The organism is Pseudomonas sp. SORGH_AS_0211 (assembly GCF_031453455.1).
Taxonomy (GTDB): domain Bacteria; phylum Pseudomonadota; class Gammaproteobacteria; order Pseudomonadales; family Pseudomonadaceae; genus Chryseomonas; species Chryseomonas aestiva.
In genome coordinates this window covers 3,981,283-4,004,148 of sequence record NZ_JAVIZV010000001.1, presented here as the reverse complement: position 1 = coordinate 4,004,148, position 22,866 = coordinate 3,981,283, and the positions used below count along the sequence as shown (strand labels likewise).

Annotated in this window: 23 protein-coding genes; 10 read left to right on the top strand and 13 right to left on the bottom strand. The window is 66.0% G+C overall.

Annotated elements, in window-relative coordinates; genetic code table 11:
* Window positions 1–45: 45 nt before the first annotated feature.
* The 10 genes from QE393_RS18570 to QE393_RS18525 all read right to left on the bottom strand — a co-directional run bounded on the left by QE393_RS18570 (window position 46) and on the right by QE393_RS18525 (window position 10,614).
* Entirely contained in the window at window positions 46–981 is a 936-nt protein-coding gene (locus QE393_RS18570) for a glycosyltransferase (protein WP_273806891.1), read from the bottom strand.
* A 1-nt stretch (window position 982) separates the two neighbouring features.
* On the bottom strand, window positions 983–2,518 hold the full coding sequence (locus QE393_RS18565) for a lipopolysaccharide biosynthesis protein (protein ID WP_273806890.1): 1,536 nt from the start codon (window positions 2,516–2,518) through the stop codon (window positions 983–985).
* 19 nt (window positions 2,519–2,537) lie between these two features.
* Window positions 2,538–3,710, bottom strand: a complete 1,173-nt coding sequence (locus QE393_RS18560; RefSeq protein ID WP_133860436.1) for a DegT/DnrJ/EryC1/StrS aminotransferase family protein — start codon at window positions 3,708–3,710, stop codon at window positions 2,538–2,540.
* 44 nt (window positions 3,711–3,754) lie between these two features.
* On the bottom strand, window positions 3,755–5,134 hold the full coding sequence (locus QE393_RS18555; protein ID WP_273806889.1) for a pyridine nucleotide-disulfide oxidoreductase: 1,380 nt from the start codon (window positions 5,132–5,134) through the stop codon (window positions 3,755–3,757).
* A gap of 963 nt (window positions 5,135–6,097) precedes the next feature.
* Window positions 6,098–6,802 carry an HAD family hydrolase gene (locus tag QE393_RS18550; RefSeq protein ID WP_273806888.1) on the bottom strand — a complete coding sequence of 235 codons (705 nt, stop codon included), beginning with the start codon at window positions 6,800–6,802 and terminating at the stop codon, window positions 6,098–6,100.
* The gene (xerC, locus tag QE393_RS18545; protein ID WP_273806887.1) at window positions 6,799–7,692 is read right to left on the bottom strand and encodes a tyrosine recombinase XerC; all 894 of its coding nucleotides are present in this window, start codon (window positions 7,690–7,692) and stop codon (window positions 6,799–6,801) included. Before xerC ends, QE393_RS18550 begins: the two co-directional genes overlap by 4 nt.
* Before the next feature lie 15 nt (window positions 7,693–7,707).
* On the bottom strand, window positions 7,708–8,394 hold the full coding sequence (locus QE393_RS18540; RefSeq protein WP_017639383.1) for a DUF484 family protein: 687 nt from the start codon (window positions 8,392–8,394) through the stop codon (window positions 7,708–7,710).
* The gene (gene dapF, locus QE393_RS18535) at window positions 8,391–9,221 is read right to left on the bottom strand and encodes a diaminopimelate epimerase (RefSeq protein ID WP_273806886.1); all 831 of its coding nucleotides are present in this window, start codon (window positions 9,219–9,221) and stop codon (window positions 8,391–8,393) included. Before dapF ends, QE393_RS18540 begins: the two co-directional genes overlap by 4 nt.
* Before the next feature lie 10 nt (window positions 9,222–9,231).
* Window positions 9,232–10,479: a diaminopimelate decarboxylase gene (gene lysA / locus QE393_RS18530; protein ID WP_310044979.1), complete on the bottom strand. Its 1,248-nt coding sequence runs from the start codon at window positions 10,477–10,479 to the stop codon at window positions 9,232–9,234.
* A 9-nt stretch (window positions 10,480–10,488) separates the two neighbouring features.
* On the bottom strand, window positions 10,489–10,614 hold the full coding sequence (locus QE393_RS18525) for an LPS translocon maturation chaperone LptM (RefSeq protein ID WP_007161378.1): 126 nt from the start codon (window positions 10,612–10,614) through the stop codon (window positions 10,489–10,491).
* A gap of 169 nt (window positions 10,615–10,783) precedes the next feature.
* Between QE393_RS18525 and cyaY the strand changes: the two genes are divergently transcribed.
* Both cyaY and rnk read left to right on the top strand, forming a co-directional pair.
* Window positions 10,784–11,113, top strand: a complete 330-nt coding sequence (gene cyaY, locus QE393_RS18520) for an iron donor protein CyaY (RefSeq protein ID WP_027598165.1) — start codon at window positions 10,784–10,786, stop codon at window positions 11,111–11,113.
* Window positions 11,114–11,464: 351 nt separating this feature from the next.
* Window positions 11,465–11,848 (top strand): nucleoside diphosphate kinase regulator, encoded by a 384-nt coding sequence (gene rnk / locus QE393_RS18515; protein WP_007161376.1) that lies wholly within the window; start codon window positions 11,465–11,467, stop codon window positions 11,846–11,848.
* Here the strand turns inward: rnk and QE393_RS18510 are convergent.
* Window positions 11,845–12,123, bottom strand: a complete 279-nt coding sequence (locus tag QE393_RS18510; RefSeq protein WP_273806881.1) for a hypothetical protein — start codon at window positions 12,121–12,123, stop codon at window positions 11,845–11,847. The two genes, rnk and QE393_RS18510, sit on opposite strands and share 4 nt — an antisense overlap.
* Window positions 12,124–12,178: 55 nt before the next feature.
* Here QE393_RS18510 and QE393_RS18505 point away from each other — a divergent pair, with 55 nt between their 5' ends.
* Together QE393_RS18505 and QE393_RS18500 are read left to right on the top strand one after the other, a co-directional pair.
* Entirely contained in the window at window positions 12,179–13,162 is a 984-nt protein-coding gene (locus QE393_RS18505) for a magnesium transporter CorA family protein (RefSeq protein WP_310044976.1), read from the top strand.
* Between the two features lie 36 nt (window positions 13,163–13,198).
* Window positions 13,199–14,074, top strand: a complete 876-nt coding sequence (locus tag QE393_RS18500) for an NAD(P)-dependent oxidoreductase (RefSeq protein WP_273806879.1) — start codon at window positions 13,199–13,201, stop codon at window positions 14,072–14,074.
* A 180-nt stretch (window positions 14,075–14,254) separates the two neighbouring features.
* On the opposite strand, the gene QE393_RS18495 is transcribed toward QE393_RS18500, so the two are convergent.
* Both QE393_RS18495 and argH read right to left on the bottom strand, forming a co-directional pair.
* Entirely contained in the window at window positions 14,255–15,019 is a 765-nt protein-coding gene (locus tag QE393_RS18495) for an endo alpha-1,4 polygalactosaminidase (RefSeq protein ID WP_310044975.1), read from the bottom strand.
* A gap of 290 nt (window positions 15,020–15,309) precedes the next feature.
* Entirely contained in the window at window positions 15,310–16,704 is a 1,395-nt protein-coding gene (gene argH, locus QE393_RS18490; RefSeq protein ID WP_310044974.1) for an argininosuccinate lyase, read from the bottom strand.
* A 128-nt stretch (window positions 16,705–16,832) separates the two neighbouring features.
* On the opposite strand from argH, the gene QE393_RS18485 reads away from it, so the two are divergent.
* From QE393_RS18485 to QE393_RS18460, 6 genes are all read left to right on the top strand, one after another.
* Window positions 16,833–17,909, top strand: a complete 1,077-nt coding sequence (locus tag QE393_RS18485; protein WP_133860446.1) for a sensor histidine kinase — start codon at window positions 16,833–16,835, stop codon at window positions 17,907–17,909.
* 4 nt (window positions 17,910–17,913) lie between these two features.
* Complete coding sequence (locus tag QE393_RS18480) at window positions 17,914–18,660, top strand: LytTR family DNA-binding domain-containing protein (protein WP_007161369.1); 747 nt, start codon at window positions 17,914–17,916, stop codon at window positions 18,658–18,660.
* A 100-nt stretch (window positions 18,661–18,760) separates the two neighbouring features.
* Window positions 18,761–19,699: a hydroxymethylbilane synthase gene (gene hemC / locus QE393_RS18475; RefSeq protein ID WP_310044972.1), complete on the top strand. Its 939-nt coding sequence runs from the start codon at window positions 18,761–18,763 to the stop codon at window positions 19,697–19,699.
* On the top strand, window positions 19,696–20,454 hold the full coding sequence (locus QE393_RS18470) for a uroporphyrinogen-III synthase (protein WP_273806874.1): 759 nt from the start codon (window positions 19,696–19,698) through the stop codon (window positions 20,452–20,454). The genes hemC and QE393_RS18470 overlap by 4 nt, the downstream gene beginning before the upstream one ends.
* A 17-nt stretch (window positions 20,455–20,471) precedes the next feature.
* Entirely contained in the window at window positions 20,472–21,638 is a 1,167-nt protein-coding gene (locus tag QE393_RS18465) for a uroporphyrinogen-III C-methyltransferase (protein WP_273806873.1), read from the top strand.
* Complete coding sequence (locus QE393_RS18460; protein ID WP_273806872.1) at window positions 21,635–22,843, top strand: heme biosynthesis HemY N-terminal domain-containing protein; 1,209 nt, start codon at window positions 21,635–21,637, stop codon at window positions 22,841–22,843. Before QE393_RS18465 ends, QE393_RS18460 begins: the two co-directional genes overlap by 4 nt.
* Window positions 22,844–22,866: the final 23 nt, after the last annotated feature.

Sequence of the window (22,866 nt, the reverse complement as noted above, 5' to 3'; positions counted from 1 at the left end):
CTTTTAGCTGGATACCTGGCAGCCGGAAAACTGCTCTGTGTAAGTTCAGTAGGTGACGCGTTTGGGGGCGAAGCGTCGGCCGATGTTGAGGGTGATGTTGCTGACCGCCCGCAGAAGCGCCTTGACCTTCTGCGTCGGTGGAATCGAAGACAGCGAAAGACTCAGGACCTGGCGCAGGAAGAAGACATGCAGGTCGCGCTCGCCCAGCCGGTAGTAGTAGTTGGCCAGGCAGTACTGGGTGTGGAGATCCATCTGCAGGCGCTTCTGGCTGGCACGCATGGAAAAGATCCCGCCCTCGTGCACGCGGTAGGCGGCGGGGCGGATCTCGTCCATGAACTTGCCCTTGCCGTGGGCTCCGAGCAGCGACCACCAGACGATGTCCATGAGCGCAGCGGTTTCCAGCTCCGGCGGCAGTTCCCGCAGGACATTGCGGAAGCAGGCGGTCAGGGTGGACAGCGGCAACGCCTTCTTCAGGTCGGTTTCGCTGCGGTCGTAGTGATCCTGGCCACCGAAACGCTGCGGATTGACGATCCCCTTGCTGTTGAAGGCATAGGAAGCGTGGAAGGTCAGGGCGTAGTCCCGGTTGTTCTCCAGAAAGTCCACCTGCAGCTGCAGCTTGCGCGGATCGTTCCAGTAGTCGTCGCCTTCGCAGTAGGCGATGTAGTCGCCGCGGGCGTGCTGGAACACCGGCATGCCATAGGGCTTGCCCTGGCTGTACTGGTTTTCCTTTTGCAGGATCAGGCGGATCAGCCGGGGATAGCGGCGCTCGTAGTCCTTGAGAATTTCCCGGGTGCCATCGGTCGAGGCGTCGTCGTTGACGATGATCTCGAAAGGAAAATCGGTCTGCTGGCGCAGGAAGCCGTCGATGGCCTGGCCGATGTACTCGCGATGGTTGAAGGTCAGGCAGACGATGCTGGCGACCGGCCGACTGCAATCCGTCGGCCAGTTCTTCATGATCTCTGCTTCGGTCCGAGCGTCCATGTCAGATACCTGCTTTGTAGAGTTGGGAAAACAGGCGCGAGCGGGTCTGTTTCGGAGAACAGAGCACGTAGCTCAGCGCCATCAGCACCAGGGTCAGGCCACCGCCCAGGGCGAGGGTGGCCAGGATGGCGAACCGCTCCTGCGGTTGAATCTCTTGGTACAGCAGCTTGCTCAGGCCCACGCCGATGGCGGTCACCACCACGGCCACCAGCAGGTCCTGGTTCCAGTAGCGCTGCAGATTCGGCGCGAAGCGGCCGTGGACGATCATCGGCCAGATCACGAAGGGGATCAGGCGCATGAAGAACCAGGCCAGCGCTGCGCCATAGGCGCCGTAGTGCAGGACCACCAGGATCACGATGGGCACCGAGATGGCCGCGGATACCAGGCTGTACCAGACGTGCAGGCGCAACTTGCCGTAGGCGTACTGCAGATAGAACTGGAACTGGCTCAGGGCGAGCAGCGCCGCGCCCAGGGCGTACCAGAACAGGATCGGCTCGCTCCAGTGCGCGGAGACCTTGTCGCCGGTCCAGGCGAAGACCAGCGCCTCGCCATGGAAGGCCACCATGGCCGCCAGCGGCAGCAGGATGGCGAAGGCGAAGCGCGCCGCGTTGCGATAGAGCCGTTCCAGTTCGAGCGGTTTGTCCTGGGACACCAGGACCGTCATGCGCGGCAGCAGGGCCTGTACCAGCGGATTGGTCAGGGTGACGATGCCGGTGGAGATCAGCGCCACCAGGCTGAAGTAGCCGTACTCGGCCAGGGGCAGCGCCTTGGACAGCACCAGCTTGTCGAGCTGGGTCAGGGCGATCCACAGGATCGAGGTAAAGGACATGCTCAGGGCGAAGGGCACGATGGGCTTCACCCGCTGCCAGTCGAAGCCGCTCCACCAGGTGGGGTTGGGCAGCAGGCGATAGGCCTTGAGCGCATAGACCAGCATCTCGAACACGGCGACGAAGGCCTGGAACACAAAGAAGTCCAGCGGCTCCTGGGAAATCCACATCACCAGGATCAGGCCGCCGAAGTAGCGGACGGTGGCGATCAGCACATTGACCAGGTTCAGCCAGCCGTGCAGCTCGACCCCCTGGACGCCGCTCTTGTACAGCGTCGACAGCAGGCGGAAGGCGATCATCAGCCCCATCAGGCCGATGCAATGGGCCACGGTCTCGGTGGGCAGGCCCTGGACGTTGAGCCAGTGACCCGCCATCCAGTCCGCATTCAGCTCGATGGCGACGAACGCCAGGGTCGCCAGGGGAATGAAGATGAATTCCAGCGAGCGCAGCAGCTGACCACGGGTGCGCCCGGCACCGGTCTGGCCACGGCCATGGGCGACATCGCGCACCAGGGACGCGGAGATGCCGACGTCGAGGAGTTGCAGCCAGGTCTGCAGCACGGCGAAGAAGCCGATCAGACCATAGGTTTCGGCACCCAGATGACCGAGATACATCGGCTGGATCAAGATGCCGATCAGCAGCGCATAGGCTTGGCCGGCATAGTTGATCAGGGTGTTGCGCAACACCGACACTTTCGCGGGACTGGTCATGGGAGATAGCGGGCCAGGGTCAAGTTAGAGCAGGAGAGGAGTCGCCGGGAAAATCCCAGCTCGGCAGCAGCTGTGCCGGGGTGATGAGTGCCCGCAGGGATTCCATGCTGGTCTTTTTCTGCTGCGCCAGGAGCAGGGTGTCGATCAGCAGGTCCTGGGTCGCCTGCGGCAGGTCCGGATAGAGCGGCACGCAGAGGATGCGGTGACTCAGCTTGCGCGAGACCGGCTTGATCGCCTGGGGCTGCAGGTAATCCAGGGTTTCCAGCGACGGATAGAAGTAGCGGCGCGGGTTGATGCCGACGGCGTTCAGGGCCTTCTTGGTGTCGAGCAGACTCGGCTCGTCACGCAGGGCCACCGGGAAGTAGCTGTAGTTCAGCTGGGTGCCGTAGGTGGGACGCTGCAGGTCGAATGCGCCCTGCAGGCGTCTCTCATAGTGCTGACCGATGACGGCGCGGCGGGCCAGGATGTCTTCCAGTTCGTCGAGGATGCACAGCCCCATGGCCGCGGAAACCTCGTTGAGCTTGGCGTTGATGCCCACGCCTTCGATGCGTTCGGCATCGACGATGCCGAAGTTGATCATGCGGCGGACGCGCTCGGCGAGTTCGTCGTCCTCGGTGATGATCGCGCCGCCTTCGATGGTGTGGAACAGCTTGGTGGCGTGGAAGCTGACGGTGGTGATGTCGCCCCACTGCAGTACCGAGCGGCCTTCGAACAGGGTGCCGAAGGCATGGGCGCCGTCGTAGACGACCTTCAGGCCGTGGCGGTTGGCGACCTGCTGCAGGCCGCGGACATCGCAGGGATTGCCGAACACGTGGGTGGCGACGATGGCCGAGGTGTCGTGCTCGATGGCGGCTTCGACGTTGGCCGGATCCAGGTTCCAGGTTTCCGGATGGATGTCGGCGAACACCGGCCGGATCCCTTCCCAGTGCAGGGTGCTGGTGGTGGCGACGAAGCTGAACGGCGTGGTGATGGCGCTGCCGGTCAGGCCCAGGGCGCGATAGGCGACCTGCAGGGCCAGGGTACCGTTGTTGACCAGGATGATGTTTCTGACGCCCAGGTAGTCGCGCAGGCGCTCTTCGAGCTGAGCGTGCAGAGGGCCCTGGTTGGTGATCCAGTTGTTGGCGTAGATCTTGTCGATATACGCCTTGAAGCGTTCCTTATCGCCAAGGTAGGGCTTGGTCACATTGATCATGATCCGGTACCTGCTTATCGAGTCCTTGATACGTGTCGGTTCGGTCAAGCGTGTTCGGCGACCGGACTGGCCGGTTGCCGGAAGGCGGCGCCGGGCTTGTCCAGACGTTCCAGAACCGACTCCAGGGCCTCGCGACTGGCATCGTTGTGGAACTGCCAGACCCCGTAGATGCGTCCGGAAAAGGACGCCTCGCTCCCCAGGCGAGGATCCACTGCCAGTCCCGAGCCCAGGCCGAACAGGTGCAGGCCCTTGAGGCGCTGGCCGTGCTGGTCCAGTGGGCTGCCGGCGGCATCGGAGTCCAGACCGCCGCGCAGGGTGCGCAGGGTCAGCGGACGGCCGTCCTGGCAGCGCAGCTCGGGCACGATGGGCTGGTAACCCATGCCCTGCACCAGCAGGGCGGCGCTGTCGAACAGCGTCTGGGCGCTGGCCAGTTGTTCGGCGCTGCCATCCAGTTGCAGCGTCTTGACCTTGACCGGGGTACCGCCGATGCCCTGACCGACAAGGACCTGGCGGCCGATCTCGTGGGCGCGGTAGCGCAGTCCGCCGGAGCGGTTGACCCGCTTGGAGATGGGGCAGATGTCCTGCAGCGGGTCGAAGGCGTAGCCGGCGGCCAGGGCTTCGGCGGCGGTCTCGTAGAACAGCCGGATCGGTGAGCGATGGACCAGGGTCAGTTCGCGCAGACCATCGTGGTGCAGGGCGCTGGCCAGGTTGTCGAGGGCGGAGAAGGCGCTGTGAGAGCCACCGACCACGCAGATCGGACCGCCATCCTTGAGGCGGGCCCGATAGCGCTGGCGCAGGGCTTCGGGTTGCAGGCGCAGCAGATTGTCGGAGCTGTCGATCGAGGCGCTCTGGGGCAGCTGCAGGCCCATGGCCTGGATGCTTTCTTCGAAGCTGTGGCGGGTCTGCTTGCCGCCCAGGTTCAGCACCAGGCTGGAGGTACGGACGCGGCGGATGGCGCCGGCCTGTTCCAGCCAGACGACATAGCTCGAGCCTTCGCAGGTCACTTCGATGATGCGGGTCTGGCGCCAGGTGGGGATGCCGTACTGGCGTTCGAGCCAGGGCAGGACCAGGCCGGCGGCCTGCTGGAAGAGCTGGCCGACGATGGGCAGCGCCGGTGCTTCCTGGGCATTCAGCTTGAGGTGGCGAAAGGTCGGGGACGCTTGCAGCGGGGCCAGGATGGGCGCCAGCAGCGGATCGCGCAGGCAGTCCAGAAAGACGTCGCTCACCGAGTTGGCGATGATCTGATAGTCACCCAGCTTGCCGGCGCCGAGTTCGGTCCCGGCGTCGACGATGATGGTGCCGGCCTGGGCGAGTTGCTCCAGGGCACCGCGCTTGATGGCATTGAACAGGAATCCCAGGCCTGCCGGACCGGCGCCGCCAATTAGACATCCTAATGTCGATTCCGATAGATCATTCCTTGCCATCGGGGCTTCCTCTCTGTGCGCCTTCGAGGCGCAATTAACGTGATTGAAACTGGCTTTCACAGTGCCCGGCAGTCAGCAAAAAATGCAGCGGATCGTTTTAATCTTTATTGACTTAATGACCGTCTGATGAATGTCGGTCAGTACCTGTTTTAACTCTTGCCAATAATTAATCCGCAGGTGTCGGCAGCAGAAGTAAGCGAACTTGCTCGAGCCTGTCTGCCAAGCACTTTCCACACTCATCCGGGCCAGGCTGCTGGTGACGGAGGCAGGCCGAAGTTGGTCTGGCTGAGCCACTTTTCGGCCTGGTACGGGCACGGTTGAAGTTGCCTGGGGGAAAAGAATTAAGTCCCGCTCGGGTGACATCCCTGTAGTCCTGCAGGTGCTTGCTGGCACGGTGATCGTCCCCTTCTGTCCAGCACCGGGCATGGCTACCGCACAGGTTTGCCGTGACGTGGGTGGTAACCGGTCCAATCGGGACATGGCTACCGCACGGGTTTGCACCTGGACGGGATGAACAGAGGGTTATTTACCGATATCAAGACCTGACAATGTTTGAGCAGGAACTTGAGAAGCCATCGGCGAGACGCAGAGGAGGGGGGAGGTAATGCTGTCTTCCCTGACCTGAACGGCGGCTGGTTCAGCGCGCAATCCCAGCGCTACTTCGAACTTGTCGCAATGATTGTCAAAAGGGTTAGCACTGTCAACGCGAGGTCCGGAGGGGAAATCCGGCCAGCGAGACGGCTATCGGCGCTGTTGTTATCGAGGAATCGCCAGCCAAATGAGGTGTGCTTGGCAAAAAATCGTCCAGCCGCGCGGCTTTTGGTGAAGGGGGTCGCAAAGCTTCTGCTGTCGAGGTCGATAAGTGTGACGAATATTTTGGCGATTGGTTAACAGAACCCGGGGCCCTAGTAGACGACCGGCGAGCACGAGAAATCAGCCTTTCGACATTGGGTATTACTGACTTCACGGCCTGCCTGACCAGCCTTCCAGCAGGGCGGGAAGCTCGCTCAGGCTGCGGATCTCCGCATCCGGCTTGCCAGGACCCTGCCAGGGGGTCTGCAAGGGGTTGAACCAGACGGCGCGGATACCGGCGCGCTGGGCGCCGGCGACATCGTCCACGGGGTTGTCGCCCACATGCACGGTGGCGTCGGCAGCGATGCCGGTGAGACGCAGGGCCTCGCGGAAAGGCATGGGGTCGGGTTTGCCGACGCCCAGCTGCTCGGCATTCAGGGCAAAGCGGAAGTAGTCGGCCAGGCCGATGGTCTGCACATCCGCATTACCGTTGGTCAGCACCCCCAGGGTATAGCGATCGGCGAGGCGCTCCAGGGTGGGGTGGACGTCGTCGAACAGGGTGACCTGCTGGCGAGCGGCCAGGTAGACCGCGAAGCCTGCTTCGGCCAGCTGGGCAGCCTCGGGCTCGACATAGCCGGCATCGAGCAGCGCCTGATGGATGACCCGGCGGCGCATCTCGCTGACCCGGTGCTTGAGACCGGCGTCCTGCTGCAGCAGGTGATCGCGGATCGCCCAGAGGTGCTCGACCGGAACGCTGCCCAGCCGCGGCGCGGAGGCGGCGAACCAGTCACGCAGCAGGGCTTCGGCGGAATGGATGACCGGCGCGATTTCCCAGAGGGTGTCGTCGAGGTCGAAGGTCACGAGGCGAATCGTCATCGGCTGGCCTTGCGCTTGGCGCGGGGGTGCGCCTTGTCATAGACCTCGGCGAGCTGGCCGAAGTCCAGGTGGGTGTAGATCTGGGTGGTGGCGATGTCGGCGTGGCCGAGCAACTCCTGGACCGCGCGCAGATCGCCGGAGGCGCTGAGCATGTGGCTGGCGAAGCTGTGCCTGAGCATGTGCGGATGCAGGTGCTGGCCCAGTTCGCGCACGCCGGCCTCGCGCACCCGCAGCTGTACCGCGCGGGGCGTCAGGCGCAGACCGCGCTGGCCGATGAACAGGGCGTCGTCGCGCGGTGCGGCCTGGAGCCGGACCCTGAGCCAGGCCTCCAGGGCGTCCCGGGCCTTGCTGCCGATGGGCAGCACCCGCTCCTTGTTGCCCTTGCCGCGCACCTGGACCAGGCCCTGGGCCAGATCCACGTCCGCGAGGTCCAGCCCGACCAGCTCGGAGAGGCGCAGTCCGGAGCTGTAGAAGAGCTCCAGCAGCGCCTGATCACGCAGGCCGAGAAAGTCGTCCTCCACGGCGCCATCGAGCAGCTGCATGGAGCGGTCGACGTCGAGCACCTTGGGCAGGGCCTTCTGTGCCTTGGGGGGCGTGAGTCCATGGGCCGGATCCTGGCTGCAGTGGCCTTCGCGGATCAGGTAGAGATAGAAGCCGCGGCAGGCCGACAGCAGCCGCGCCAGGCTGCGACTGGAGGCGCCGGCCCGGTGCAGCTGGGCGATCAGGGCGCGCAGACGGCGACCGTCCAGGCCGCCCCAGTCGCTCAGGCCTTCGGTTTCGACGAAGGTCAGCAGCTTGCGCAGGTCGCGCCGGTAGCCGTCGAGCGTGTGGGGCGAAACCTGGCGCTCCAGCCGCAGGTGGTCGAGATAGGCATCGAGCTGGACCTGCATGCTCCGCTCCCGGGCTCAGCGCACCGTACGCAAGGGGACGGGAAAGCGCGGCAGTACCCGCGCCAGGACTTCCGCGACGTGGCTCAGGAACAGCGTGCCCAGGCTGCTGCGATAGTGCTGGGGATCGGGGCTGCCGATCGCCAGAACGCCATGCAGACCCTGATGGGAGAGGGCGGCGACGGCCGCGGACCCGACCTCTTCCTTGGCCGAGTCGCCGAACAGGAAGGCCAGTTCGTGGGCGCGCAGGACACCGCTGGTGGTCTTCTCGCCGCCCAGCAGGCCGCCGATCACCTTTTGTGCTTCGGCAGGCGTGACGCTGCGGCCGACCGGCAGGGGATGCTCGTGGAACAGGATGAGGCCGACGTAGGGCACCTTGAATTCATGGCGCAGGCTGTCCTCGACGGTGCCTATCACCTCTTCGAGGCTGTTGGCGTCGAGCAGGCCGATGATCAGCCGCCGGGTCTTGTCGAACAGCCGGTCGTTGTCCCGCGCCACGTCCATCAGATGGGCCAGGCGATGGCGCATCTCGCCATTGCGATCGCGCAGCAGACCCAGTTGCCGCTCGACCAGGGAGATGGCGGTGCCCCGCTGGTGGGGGACGCGCATCTCCGCCAGCAGCTCTTCGCGATCGGCGAAGAAGTGCGGATGATCCAGCAGCCAGTCGGCGACCTGGTCCGCGGTCAGTTCCGGGGTGTCGCTCATACTCTTACCTGGCCTTCATAGACACGGGTGGCCGGACCGGTCATGAGCACCGGTTGACCGACGCCGTCCCACTCGATGTTGAGCAGGCCGCCCGGCAATTCGATGCTGACCGGCGATTTCAGCCAGCCCTGGCGGATCCCGGCCACGGCGGCGGCGCAGGCGCCGGTGCCGCAGGCGCGGGTCTCGCCGACGCCACGTTCCCAGACTCGCAGGCGGGCGCGCTGGGCGTCGATGATCTGCAGGAAGCCGATGTTGGCCTTTTGCGGAAAGCGCGGATGGCACTCCAGCTTGGGACCGAGGATGAGCACCGGGGCCTGGTCGACGTCGGCGACCCGCAGCACGCCATGGGGATTGCCCATGGAGACCACCGCCAGCTCGACCGTCTCGCCCTCGACCTGGACGGCATGACTCAGGGTCTCGGCCTCGGCGATGAAGGGGATCTCGGCCGCCTGCAGGCGTGGGGCGCCCATGTCGACGCGGACCTGGCCGTCGCCCTTGAGGTGCAACTCGATGATGCCGCCCTTGGTTTCGACGCGGATCTGCTTCTTGACCGTCAGGCGCTTGTCGAAGACGAAGCGGGCGAAGCAGCGGGCACCGTTGCCACACTGTTCGACCTCGGAGCCATCGGCGTTGAAGATGCGATAGCGAAAGTCCACGTCCGGGGTGCTGGGGGTCTCGACGATCAGCAGCTGGTCGAAGCCGACACCGGTCTTGCGGTCACCCCACAGGCGAACGTGCTTGGGCTGGATGTGCGCGTGCTGGCTGATCAGGTCGAGGACCATGAAATCGTTGCCCAGACCGTGCATCTTGGTGAAGCGCAGTTGCATGGAACTCCCCTCAGGCCGGCAGCCGGCTCTCGCCTGCGAAGAGTTCTTCCAGCGTCTCGCGCCGACGGACCAGGTGCGCCTGGTCGCCATCCACCATCACCTCGGCCGCACGGCCACGGGTGTTGTAGTTGGAACTCATGGTGAAGCCATAGGCCCCGGCGGAGCGGATGGCCAGCAGATCGCCTTCGGCCAGGACCAGCTCGCGGTCCTTGGCGAGGAAGTCGCCGGTCTCGCAGATGGGACCGACCAGGTCGTAGCGGCGGGCGTCGCCCTGGCGCTCGGTCACCGGCTCCACCGCCATCCAGGCCTGGTACAGCGCCGGACGGATCAGGTCGTTCATCGCCGCGTCGACGATGGCGAAATCCTTGTGGGCGGTGTGCTTGAGGTATTCCACGCGGGTCAGCAGGATGCCGGCGTTGGCGACGATGAAGCGGCCGGGTTCGAACACCAGGGTCAGGTGGCGCCCAGCGATGCGTTCGCGGATGGCCTGGATGTAGTCGCCGGCCAGCGGCGGCTGTTCGTCGCGATAGCGCACGCCCAGGCCGCCGCCGAGATCGAGATGGCGCAGGACGATACCGCGCTCGGCGAGGCGATCGATCAGCGCCAGCAGGCGGTCGAGGGCATCGAGGAAGGGCGGCAGGGTGGTGAGCTGGGAGCCGATGTGGCAGTCCACGCCGAGAATCTGCAGATTCGGCAGCTCGGCGGCGCGGGCATAGACCGCCTCGGCGTCGGCGATGTCGATGCCGAACTTGTTTTCCTTGAGACCGGTGGAGATGTAGGGGTGGGTACCGGCGTCGACATCGGGATTGACCCGCAACGAGATCGGCGCGACCACACCCAGCTCCGCAGCCACCTGTTGCAGCCGTTCCAGCTCGTCGGTGGATTCGACGTTGAAGCAGTGCACGCCCACTTCCAGGGCGCGGCGCATGTCGTCTCGGGCCTTGCCTACCCCGGAGAACACCACCCGGTGCGGATCGCCACCGGCGGCCAGGACGCGCTCCAGCTCGCCGCGGGAGACGATGTCGAAGCCGGCGCCGAGGCGGGCCAGGACGTTGAGCACGCCGAGGTTGGAGTTGGCCTTGACGGCAAAGCAGACCAGGTGCGGCAGACCGGCCAGCGCATCGGTATAGGCGCGGTACTGGCCCTCGATGTGCGCTCGCGAGTAGACGTAGGCGGGGGTGCCGAACTGCTGCGCCACGGCGCTCAGGGCTACCCCTTCCGCATGCAGTTCACCTGCACGGACAGCGAAGACTTCCATGGTGGCTCCTTAGAACACGTCGTGGCGGTGTTCTTTGGCGGCTTTCTGGTCGTCGGGCAGGTACAGCGGGCCTTTCTGACCGCAGCCGGCCAGCAGGCAGGCGCAGGCGATGAAGAGGAGAGACAGGCGCTTCATGACGCTAAACCTTTATTCAGGCGAATATTGCCCGGAGTATAACGGGGTTGAGCGACTCTTTGACACGCCCGGATGGCTGAAGCGCAGCTGCCGGCAGCAGCCGCGACTGGACGCCATCTGGGCGGCCCGCTACCGTGCGGCGATTCTTTCCCTTCTTTCGAGGATCGTCATGAGCCGGCTCAGCGAAGCGCAATTCCATCACCTCGTCGACCAGACCCAGCGCCAGGTCGAAGACGCCTATGACGACAGCGGGCTGGACCTCGATCTGGAAAATGCCGGTGGCGTGCTGACGATCAAGTTCGACAATGGCAGCCAGGTCATCCTCAGCCGTCAGCCCCCGCTGGTGCAGCTCTGGGTGGCGGCGCGCTCGGGTGGCTATCACTTCGACTGGGATGGCCAGAACTGGATCTGCGACACCTCGTCCGAGACCCTTGGTGCGCTGCTGGTACGGGTCACCCTGGAGCAGACCGGCGAGAGCGTGGCCCTGCCTGGGCTATGACGACCTGCGGTCGGTGCGGCTTGACCGCTGCCGCGACCTCTGTGCTAGCGTGACCTAAGAGCTTGTTCAAAAGCTGCTGCGCGTCGGCCAAACGGCGTTGAAAATGTCCTGGATCGCCAGCCCGGTCGGAATGCTCATTTACTCTTTGTAAACTCCGCTTCCTCAGCCATCTTCGCCTTGTTTGACTCTAACTCGCGAGCTTTTGAACAGGCTCTAACGGCGCCTTTCGAGCGCCGTTTTCTTTTGCCGCCCGTGTCGCGGCTTCCCACTGGGTGTCTGTTGCCCGTCATCTCGTTGGTCCGCCGCTGCTCGCGGCAGGGGCCGCGTCGTCTTGTCCTCCAGGAGTCCGCCATGCGCCATGCATCGCCCATCACCGTTTCCGCCGTCGATCTGCCCCGTCTCGAAAGGCTGCTCGACGCCCTGCCCGAATTCGGGCCCGTGGCCGAGGCCCTGGACGAGGAACTGGCCCAGGCGCGAGTAGTGGCGCCCGAGGAGATCGGTGCGGTAGTCACCATGAATTCGCGGGTGCGTTGCCGCGAGACCGATACCGGCAAGGAATACCAGGTGGTACTGGTCTATCCGGAGGACGCCGGTGGCGAGGGGCGGGTCTCGGTGCTGGCGCCGGCCGGCAGCGCGCTGCTCGGGGCGACGCCCGGCGAGCACCTCAGCTGGCCGGTGCCCGGCGGCAAGGAGCAGCAGGTTGAGCTGCTGGCGCTGGAGCCGGCCGAGGCCTAGTCGTCCGCCGGTTCCGGCAACTCGGGCAGGGCCCGTAGCAGGCGCTCGTAGTGGGCGCCGTCGAAGGGGCGGTCGGCGTCGAGCATGGCTGCGATCTCAAAGGACAGCGCCTGGGCCATCAGCAGCACCGCTTCCTCGCGGTCATAGCCGACCAGGGTCAGCTTGTTGAGTACGGCCTGGACATAGTCCGGCTCGCCGGCGGCGAGCTGGTTCTCCACCGCTTCGATCAGATGGGAGGAGACAAAGGATTCTTCGTCATCGGCGTGGTCAATCATGTCTGGATACCTTTTGTTACAGTGCGACCCCTGATTCTGGCCTGGAGTCTTCTCGATGATCACCTGCTATCGCCTGTCCGCCGACGAGCTGGTCGCGCAGCCCTTGTCGCCGGGAGACCCGCTGCCCGCGGATCTGCTCTGGGTCGATCTGCTCGATCCCAGTGAGGCGGAAGAGCGCTATCTGGAGCAGGCACTGGCGATGGATATCCCCACCCGGGAAGAAATCGCCGAGATCGAGGAATCCTCGCGACTCTATCAGACCGACCAGGCCCTGCACCTGACCACCACCGTGGTCAGCGGCTTCAGCGAGCATCAGCCGCAGGCCTCGGTGGTCAATTTCGTGCTGACGCCCGAGTGGCTGGTGACGGTGCGCTACGCCGAACTGGCCGCCTTCAAGACCTTTCTCGGCAAGGCCCAGCAGCAGGCGAGCCAGCACTGTCGCAGCGATGTCATCTTCGCCTCGCTGCTGGACAGCCTGGTGGATCGCGTGGCCGACATCCTCGAATCGGTACAGGCGCATCTCAATCGCCTGGCCAAGGCGGTGTTTCGCGAACCCCTGGATCCGCAACAGGCCAAGCAGCCGAAGACCGACCTGCAATCCATCGTCAAGCAGCTCGGTCGCAGCAACCAGCTGCTGGCCCAGCTCAGCGAGAGTTTGCTGGGCATCAACCGCATCGTCTCCTACCTGCGGCGGGCGGGTGCCACCTGGATCTCCGGGACGGCCAAGACCTGGCTCAAGACGCTGGAACGCGACGTCCGCTCGCTGAGCGATTACCAGGCCAAGATGAACGGCGAGATCGGCTTTCTGCTCGACGCCACCCTGGGCCTGATCAGCGTGGAGCAGAACAACATCGTCAAGGTGTTCACCATCGCCTCGGTGCTGTTCCTGCCACCGACCCTGGTGGGCACCATCTACGGCATGAACTTCAAGGTCATGCCGGAGCTGGACTGGCATTTCGGCTATCCGCTGGCGCTGGGCGCCATGGTGGTCTCGGCGCTGATTCCCTATGCCTGGTTCAAGTTTCGCCGCTGGCTGTAGCCGGCGGCATCCATCGCACCGCGAGGAGGCAAGTCTATGCGTATCGGATTCATCGGTCTGGGTGGCATGGGCCAGGGCATGGCCGCCAATCTGCTCAAGGCGGGCCATGAGGTGGTGGTCTGGAATCGCTCCCCGGAGCCGGTCCAGGCCCTGGTCGGGCAGGGTGCCCGCGCGGCAGCGACGCCGGCGGAGGCCTTCGATGTGGCGGTGGTCTTCAGCATCCTGGCCAATGACGCCGCTACCCGTGAGGTAGTCCTCGACAGCGGCGCCCTGCAGCAGGCGCGGGCGGGACTGATCCACGTCAGCATGGCCACCCTGTCGGTGGCGCTGGTCGACGAACTGGTCGCGCGCCATGCCGAGGCGGGCGTGGGTTATGTGGCGGCGCCGGTGTTCGGGCGCACCGACGTGGCCGCCAGTGGCCAGCTCAACATCGTGGTGGCGGGCGATCCCGAAGCGATCCAGCGCGTCCAGCCGCTGCTCGATGTGCTGGGACGCAAGACCTGGCCGGTGGGCGCGGAGCCGCGGCAGGCCAACGTGGTCAAGATCGCCGGCAACTTCATGATCGCCAGCGCCATCGAGACCATGGGCGAGAGTACCGCCCTGGCGCGCAGCTATGGCGTGGCGCCCGCAACGCTGCTGGAGATTCTCACCAGCACCCTGTTTGCCGCGCCGGTGTATCAGAACTACGGGCGCCTGCTGACCGAGCGAAAGTTCTCGCCGGCGGCCTTCAAGCTCAGCCTGGGACTCAAGGACGTCGGCCTGGCCCTGGCGGCCGGTCAGGAAAAGGCGGTACCGCTACCCTTCGCCAGCGTCCTGCGAGACAACCTGCTGGAGGCCGTCGCCCAGGGCGAGGGCGATCTGGACTGGATCGCGCTGGGGCAGAGATCGCACAAAAAGGCCGGCCTCGACTGAGAGCCTGCTCAAGGTCTGCTGCGCGTCGGCCAAACTCCGTTGAAAAGGCCCTGGGTCGCCAGCCCTACCTAGGCGGCCCCGTCGCAATGCTCGTTTACCACTCGTAAACTCGCGCGAGCCCGGTCCGCTTCCTCAGGCCTTTTCGCGGGGCCGCCCAGGCCTTTGAATAGGCTCTCGCGGCTACTTGCAGGCGGTGCCCAGCGCCGCCAGCGACAGCGGGTAGAACTGCAGGTTGTAGCCCGAGGTCTTGGCCTGGCTGCAGCGCTTGGTGCTGTAGAGGCCGTAGTCGATGATCATCACCGGCTTCTTCTGGGTGCGGAAGTAGCTGTAGGCGTTGCACTCGGCGTAGTCGTAGCAGCTCTCGTTGAGGGCGAAGTCGAACTTGCCGTAGAGGCTCGGCACCAGGTCCACGGCGTTCTTCAGGCCCACCAGCAGACTGCGCCTGTGCGCCTCGTCGGCCAGCCAGTTGAGGAAGTCCAGTTGCTGGGCCCTGGTCAGCTTGAGGCCGTTGGGGTTGCTGAAGGCGTCGACGTTGTCCGGGTCCACCCCCTGGCAGCCCTTCTGCACCGCCAGGTCCAGCCGCTTGGCCAGCAAGGCGCGGACGTCGGCACGGCGGATGTCCAGCCAGCGTTCGCCCGGCCAGGCGTCCAGCGCCTTGCCCAGAGCGGCCTTGGGATAGAGCGCGGCGTCGGACCGCCAGTCTTCCCAGGTGCCGGCGCTGAAATAGCAGATCACCGTCTTCCCGTTGCCCTTCAGGTTGGCGATCACCGCCTTGCTGGTGTCGTAGAGATCGATGTCGTAGAGGGTGCGATCGGGCTTTTGCAGCACGCCGTTCAACTGGACATGCCAGGTGAGCGTCTGTGGCAGCGGCGGCGGCAGGGCGGCCTGGCTGGACGCCGCGGCGAACATTCCGCAAAGCAGGATGGAACAGGCTGAAAGGCGCATGAGACTTGACTCGAACGGCTGGTCAAGTCTCCAGTATCGGCTGCCGGGTCGCAGTCCTGAGCGCCAGTCGTCGAACCTATCAACGGCTGGTCGGCCGTCGCCTGACCGGCTTTCCGGCCCCCTTGCGCAGAGAGCCCTGGCCTAGAGCCCTTGTCTTCGGATCAGGCGCCTGCTCGGCGGTGGAATGAGCCCTTGCGCCCGGTCGCCCTGCCGATGAGCGGCAGGGGCGAGGTCTTCGGCCGGCGGCTTGCTCGCCCGCGGAGGTGTGAGCGAGAAGCGCAGTGGCCGGATCAGCGCTGGGCCAGCAGCGCGCGACCGCGTTGCACGGCGGCGCGGACCTGGGCCGGGGCGGTGCCGCCGATGTGGTCGCGGGCATTGACCGAGCCTTCCAGGGTCAGGACGGCGAAGACGTCCTGCTCGATCTGGTCGCTGAAGCGCCGCAGTTCGTCCAGGCTCATCTCGGCCAGGTCCTTGCCGCTGTCCACGCCGTACTTGACCGCGTGGCCGACGATCTCGTGGCAGTCGCGGAAGGGCAGGCCCTTGCGCACCAGGTAGTCGGCGAGGTCGGTGGCGGTGGAGAAGCCGCGGCGGGCAGCCTCGCGCATGATCTCGCGCTTGGGCTTGATGGCCGGGACCATGTCGGCGAAGGCCCGCAGGGAATCGCGCAGGGTATCGGCGGCGTCGAACAGCGGTTCCTTGTCTTCCTGGTTGTCCTTGTTGTAGGCCAGCGGCTGGCCCTTCATCAGGGTCAGCAGGCCGGTGAGGGCGCCGAACACCCGGCCGGTCTTGCCGCGCACCAGTTCGGGGACATCGGGATTCTTCTTTTGCGGCATGATCGAGGAGCCGGTGCAGAAGCGGTCGGGCAGGTCGATGAACTGGAACTGGGCGCTGGTCCAGAGCACCAGTTCTTCGGAGCAGCGCGACAGGTGCATCATCGCCAGGGAGGCCGCGGCGCAGAATTCGATGGCGAAGTCGCGATCCGAGACGCCGTCCAGGGAATTGCCGCCGATGGCCTCGAAGCCCAGCAGTTCGCAGGTGACCTGGCGCTGGATGGGGTAGGTGGTGCCGGCCAGCGCGGCGCTGCCCAGGGGCATGCGGTTGACGCGCTTGCGGCAGTCGACCAGGCGCTCGTGGTCGCGGGAGAGCATCTCGAACCAGGCCAGCAGGTGGTGGCCGAAGGTCACCGGTTGCGCGGTCTGCAGATGGGTGAAGCCGGGCATGATGGTGTCGGCTTCGGCCTCGGCCAGTTGCAGCAGGCCTGCCTGCAGGCGGTTGAGCTCGACGAGGATGGCGTCGATCTCGTCGCGCAGCCACAGGCGGATGTCGGTGGCCACCTGGTCGTTGCGGCTGCGTCCGGTGTGCAGCTTCTTGCCGACCACGCCCAGGCGCTCGGTCAGGCGCGCCTCGATGTTCATGTGCACGTCTTCCAGGTCGACGCGCCACTCGAAGGTGCCGGCTTCGATCTCGCCGCGGATCTCTTCCAGCCCGGCGACGATGGCGTCGCGCTCGGCTTCGCTGAGCACGCCGGCCTGGGTCAGCATGCGGGCATGGGCCTGGCTGCCGAGGATGTCGTGGCGGTAGAGGCGCTTGTCGAAGTCCACCGAGGCGGTGAAGCGGGCGACGAAGGCGTCGACGGGTTCGCTGAAGCGTCCGCCCCAGGACTGGTTGGTTTTTTCGCTGCTCATGGATCGGCCTGCTGCTGGGCTTGTCGGTAAGGGTGAGAAGGGGCCGATGATAGCAGTCCTGGGCGGGCGCCGGCCCGATTCAACGGAGCCGACTTGCCGACGAGTGGTATCTGACCCACACTGCCTCCATGATACTCGAACGCCGCAAAACTCCCCGACCGGTCAAGGTCGACGACTTCTTCGTCCCGGCGCTCTGCGAACCGGAAGCCCTGCTCGTGCTGGTGGTGCTGGCCGAGCTGCTGGTGCTCGTCCTGGTGCTGGCAGAACCCTTCACCCTGCAGTTCAACTGGATCCGCCTGGCGCTGGTGTCGCTGTTCGTGCAGTGGATCGTGCTGCTGTCGGCGGCGCTGCTCTGTCGCCTGCGGCCCTGGTTGGCACGCCATCGACCGGTGGTGGCGGGCGGCTTCTGCTGCGCCATCGTGGTGGCGCTGACGCTGCTCTGCACCCTGGTGGCCGACTGGTTGCAACTGGCCGGACCGCTGCAGCGGGTCGGCGAGGTGCGGCTGTACATGAGACACGCGCTGATCGCCCTGATCATGTCCATGCTGCTGCTGCGCTACTTCTGGCTGCAGAGCCAGTGGCGCCGCCAGCAGCAGGCCGAATTGCAGGCGCGCATCGAGTCGCTGCAGGCGCGCATCCGCCCGCATTTCCTGTTCAACAGCCTGAACAGCATCGCCAGCCTGGTCGCCCTGGACGCCGACAAGGCCGAACGCGCGGTGCTGGACCTGTCGGCACTGTTTCGCGCCAGCCTGGCCCAGCCAGGCAGTCGGGTACGCTGGTCCGAGGAACTGGAACTGTCGCGGCGCTATCTGGAAATCGAGCGCCTGCGCCTGGGCGATCGCCTGCAGCTGCAGTGGGACGTGGACGGGGTGCCGGCGGACCTGCCGATTCCCCAGCTGACGCTGCAGCCGCTGCTGGAAAACGCCCTGATCTATGGTGTCGCGCCGCGCATCGAAGGTGGCCTGGTGACCATCTTCGCGACCTACCGGGACGGGGTCTTCGAACTGGTCATCAGCAATCCCTATGACCCGGAGGTGGAGCAGCAGCCACGCCCACCGAAGGGCACCCGTCAAGCTTTAAGCAATATCGAGGCGCGATTGACGGCACTTTTCGGACCAGCTGCGAGTCTCAAAATCGAACGCCGCGACCAGCGGCATACAACGTCTCTTCGCTATCCATGCGAGCGACTCATGCGGGAAGCCTGAGCTTATGAATGTCCTGATCGTCGATGACGAACCCTTGGCGCGCGAGCGTCTGGCCCGTCTGGTGGGGCAACTGGACGGTTATACCGCCCTGGAGCCAACAGCCACCAACGGTGAGGAAGCCCTCGCTTTGGTCGAAAACCTCAAGCCCGATATCGTCCTGCTCGACATCCGCATGCCGGGTCTGGACGGCCTGCAGGTGGCCGCACGACTCTGCGAGCGCGAATCGCCGCCTGCGGTGATCTTCGTGACCGCCCACGACGAATATGCGCTCGACGCCTTCCAGGTCAGCGCCGTGGGCTATCTGGTCAAGCCGGTGCGGCAGGAAGACCTGGCCGCTGCGCTGAGCAAGGCCCAGCGTCCCAACCGGATGCAGCTGGCTGCCCTGACCAAGCCGCCGGCCAGCGGTGGCCCGGGTCCGCGTAGCCACATCAGCGCTCGCACCCGCAAGGGCATCGAGCTGATCCCGCTGGACGACGTGGTCTACTTCATCGCCGATCACAAGTACGTGACCCTCAGGCATTCCGGCGGCGAGGTGCTGCTGGACGAGCCGCTCAAGGCGCTGGAAGACGAATTCGGCGAGCGCTTCGTGCGCATCCACCGCAATGCGCTGGTTTCCCGCGAGCGCATCGAGCGGTTGCAGCGGACGCCCCTGGGTCACTTCCAGCTGTTCCTCAAGGGCATGAACGGCGACGCCCTCACCGTCAGCCGCCGCCATGTGGCCGGTGTGCGCCGCCTGATGCACAGCATCTGACACGTTCATGGGCCGACGACCGGCGCGCAGCGCGAAAGCGGCGCCGGTCGATTTGCTATCATGGCCGGCAATCTGACGTCCTGACGTGCCGGTAATGCCCATGCCCCGCGAAATTCGTATCGCCACGCGCCAGAGTGCCCTGGCGCTCTGGCAAGCCAACTTTGTCAAAGACCGCCTCGAAGTGGCGCATCCGGGTCTGCGGGTAAGCCTGCTGCCGATGATCAGTCGCGGAGACAAGCTGCTCGACGCGCCGCTGGCCAAGATCGGTGGCAAGGGCCTGTTCGTCAAGGAACTGGAAAACGCCCTGCTCGAAGGCAGCGCCGACATCGCCGTGCACTCCATGAAGGATGTACCCATGGAGTTTCCCGCCGGCCTCGGCCTGTACGCCATCTGCGAGCGGGAAGACCCGCGCGACGCCTTCGTCTCCAATCGCTACGACGGTCTTGCCGAATTGCCCCGGGGCAGCGTGGTGGGGACGTCCAGCCTGAGACGCCAGGCCCAGTTGCTGGCCCTGCGCCCGGATCTCGAGATCCGCTTCCTGCGCGGCAACGTCAATACCCGGCTGGCCAAGCTCGATGCCGACCACTACGACGCCATCATCCTGGCCGCCGCCGGGCTGATCCGCCTGGGCTTCGCCGCGCGCATCCGTGAATGCCTCACCGTCGAGGACAGCCTGCCGGCAGGTGGCCAGGGCGCCGTGGGCATCGAGTGCCGGACCGACGATGCCGAGGTCCATGCGCTGCTCGAACCCCTGCACCATTTCGACACCGAACGCCGGGTCGCTGCCGAGCGCGCCCTGAATCGCCGTCTCAATGGCGGCTGCCAGGTGCCCATCGCCTGCTATGCCGTGCAGCAGGGCGAGTTGCTCTGGCTGCGCGGTCTGGTCGGCCAGCCCGATGGCGGCCTGCTGCTGCGCGCCGAGGCCCGCGGCCCGCTGAACGATCCCGCCACCCTTGGCGTGGCGGTGGCCGAGGACCTGCTCGCCCAGGGCGCCCAGGACATCCTCGATGCCGTCTACGGGACCAGCGGCGCATCATGAGCGGCTGGCGGCTACTGCTGACCCGGCCGGCGGAGGAGAATCCACCGCTCGCCGCCGCTCTGGACCAGGCGGGTATCGCCACTGCCAGCCTGCCCTTGCTGGACTTGCAGCCGCTGGCGGAAACGCCCGCACAGCGCTCGCTCTGGCTCGATCTCGATCGCTATGCTGCCGTGCTGGTGGTGAGCAAGCCGGCGGCCCGTCTGGGCCTCGCCGCCCTCGATCGATACTGGCCGCAACCGCCGCTGCAGGCCTGGTTCGCCGTGGGTGCGGCCACCGCCGCCGTGCTCGAAGACTATGGGCTGTTGGTGCACCACCCCCAACGCGAGGACAGCGAAGGCCTGCTGGCCCTGCCGGCCCTGGCCGCAGCCCTGCAGCGCCCGGCACCCGAGGTGCTGCTCCTGCGCGGGGAGGGCGGCCGTGATCTGCTGGTCGAAACCCTCACCGCCCGCGGCGCCCGCGTCGAGGTGCTCGAACTCTATCGCCGCCAATGCCCGGAGTACCCCGCAGGGCAGGTCCTAGAGACTCTGGCAGCGGAACGCCTGAATGCCATCATGGTCAGCAGTGGGCAGGGTTTCGCGCATCTGCAGGCCTGTGCGGGTGCGGATTGGCCCGCGGTGCGCCGTTATCCCCTGCTGGTACCCAGCGCCCGTGTGGCCGAACTGGCTCGCGCCAGCGGCTGCCAACTCATCATCGAGTGCCAGGGCGCCAGCGCCAGTGCCTTGATCGCCGCGCTTGCCCATCACCATCCGGATTGACCCTACAAGGAATTCCCGTGAGCGAAACTCAAGCCCCCCGCGCCGACGATGTCTCTCCCGATCCAGTCGTGACTCCCGCCTCGCCGCCGCCATCACCGCCACCGGCAGGCGTGCGCCGCAAGGGCTCGGGCAAGGCGTCCGGCCTGGCACTGCTGGCCCTGCTGGTAGCCGCCGGTGGCCTGGGTGTCGGCGGCTGGAGCGTTTGGCAACTGCAGCAGGTGCGCCAAGCCGAGCAGAGCCAGGCCGCCCAGGCCGAGGATCTGCGCAGCCAGTTGCGCCAGCTGGAAAACCGCAACCAGGCGTTGAGTGCCGATCTGGGCCGCCTGCCCTCGGCCAACGAGCTGGAAGAGCGCCGCCGTCAGCTTGCCGAGCTGCAGGGGGACCAGCAGCACCTCGCCGAGCAGTTCAAGGAGGTGGTCGGCCAGAGTCGCCAGGCCTGGCGCCTGACCGAGGCCGAGCACCTGCTGCGCATGGCGACCCTGCGCATGACCGCGCTGCAGGATGTGCCCAGTGCCCAGAACCTGCTGCAGGGCGTCGATGACATCCTCAAGGCGCAAAACGATCCGGCTGCCTTCAACGCGCGTCAGCAGGTGGCCAATGCCCAGCAGACCTTGCGCCAGCTGCCCGATCTGGACCGGACCGGGCAGTTCGTCCAGCTGGCCTCGTTGCGCAACCAGGTGCAGAGCCTGGAGCCCCTGCCGCCGCGCTTCTCCACCACGGTGGCCGACCAGCCCGGCGTGGAAAAGGCCGCGGTCCCGCCGAGCAATGCGCTGCAGCAATGGTGGCAGGATTTCCGCCAGCGCATCTCCAGCTACTTCCGCATCGACTTTTCCGCCGATCAGCCGATCCGTCCGCTGCTGGCCGAGGAGTCCCTCGCCCAGGTGCGCCTGGCCATGAGCCTGGCGCTGGAGCAGGCACAGTGGGCCGTGCTCAACGGCAATCAGGAGGTCTATCGACTCTCCATCGAGCAGGCCGAAGACGTCCTCGCCGCGCACTTCAACAACCAGAATCCAGACAGCCGTGCGGTCAAGCTGCGTCTGCAGGAGCTGGCCGAGCGCCCGGTCACCTTCGAAGCGCCTGACCTGACCCCGGCCCTGACCGCGCTGCAGGCCTACATCGCCCAGCGTCAGCAAATCCAGCCGAACAATGCCGCCGCCGGCGCGGCTCAGGAGAATCGCCCATGAAGCGCCTGTACCTGCTGTTCCTGTTCGCCCTGCTTGTCGGCCTGGGCGTCGCCGTGGTGCTGGCCAAGGAGCCGGGCTACGTCCTGCTGTCCTACAGCAACTTCCGCTACGAATCGAGTCTCTGGGCCTTCCTGGCGATGCTGGTGGCCGCCTGGCTGGCGCTCTACATCCTCAAGCTGGTGCTGGGTGCCCTGGGTCTGACCGGCAAGGTGCTCAACCCCTGGTCGCGGCACAATCGCCAGCGCCGCCTGGAGCAGGCGCGCCACAAGGGGCAGCTGGAACTGGCCGAAGGCAACTGGAGCGGGGCCCTCAAGCATCTGAAAGGCGCCGCCGAGCACGCCGACCAGCCGCTGTTCGTGCTGCTGGGCGCTGCCCGCGCCGCCAACGAACTGGGTGACCTGGAAGAACGGGATCGCCTGCTGCGCCAGGCTCGCGAGCGCGAACCCCAGGCCGAGCTGGCCATCGGCCTGCAACAGGCGCGGCTGCAGATCGACCGGGGCCAATACCTGGAAGCCCGCGACAGCCTGGCGCCGTTGCAGGCCAAGTATCCGAAGAATGGCGAGGTCCTGCTGCATCTGCAGCGCCTGCAGGTGACCCTGCGTGACTGGCCGGCGCTGATCGCCCTGTTGCCGCAACTGCGCAAGCAGCAGGTGCTGCGGCCCCAGGAACAGGATGACCTGGAACGCAAGGTCTGGATCGCCACCCTCGACGAGGTTCCCGCCCAGGGCGCGGAATCGGCGGTGGATTCCCAGTGGCAACAGGTGCCCACGGCGCTCAAGGGCGATGCCTCGGTGGTACTGGCCTATGCCCGTCAGCTGCGCGCCATCGGCCGCGACGATCTGGCCGAGGAGGTGCTGCACATCACCCTCAATCGCCAGTGGGACGAGCGCCTGGTGGAGCTCTATGGCCAGCTGCGTCCGCGTGACGCCAGTCGCCCGCTGCACCATGCCGAGGGCTGGCTCAAGGACCGACCCCAGGACGCGGTGCTGCTGCTGGCCCTGGGCCGGCTGTGCATGAACAACCAGCTGTGGGGCAAGGCACGCGAATATCTGGAGCGCAGCCTGGCGCAGCGGCCGTCCGCGGTCACCGCCGGTGAACTGGCACGAGTGGCCATCCAGCTGGGCGATGTGAACCGCAGCCAGCAGCTCCTGCAGAGCCAGTGGCGCGAGTCCGACGCCCCTTCGCTGCCGACGCCCAGGGTCTGACGGCGCACCTCGTCTGCCCGGGT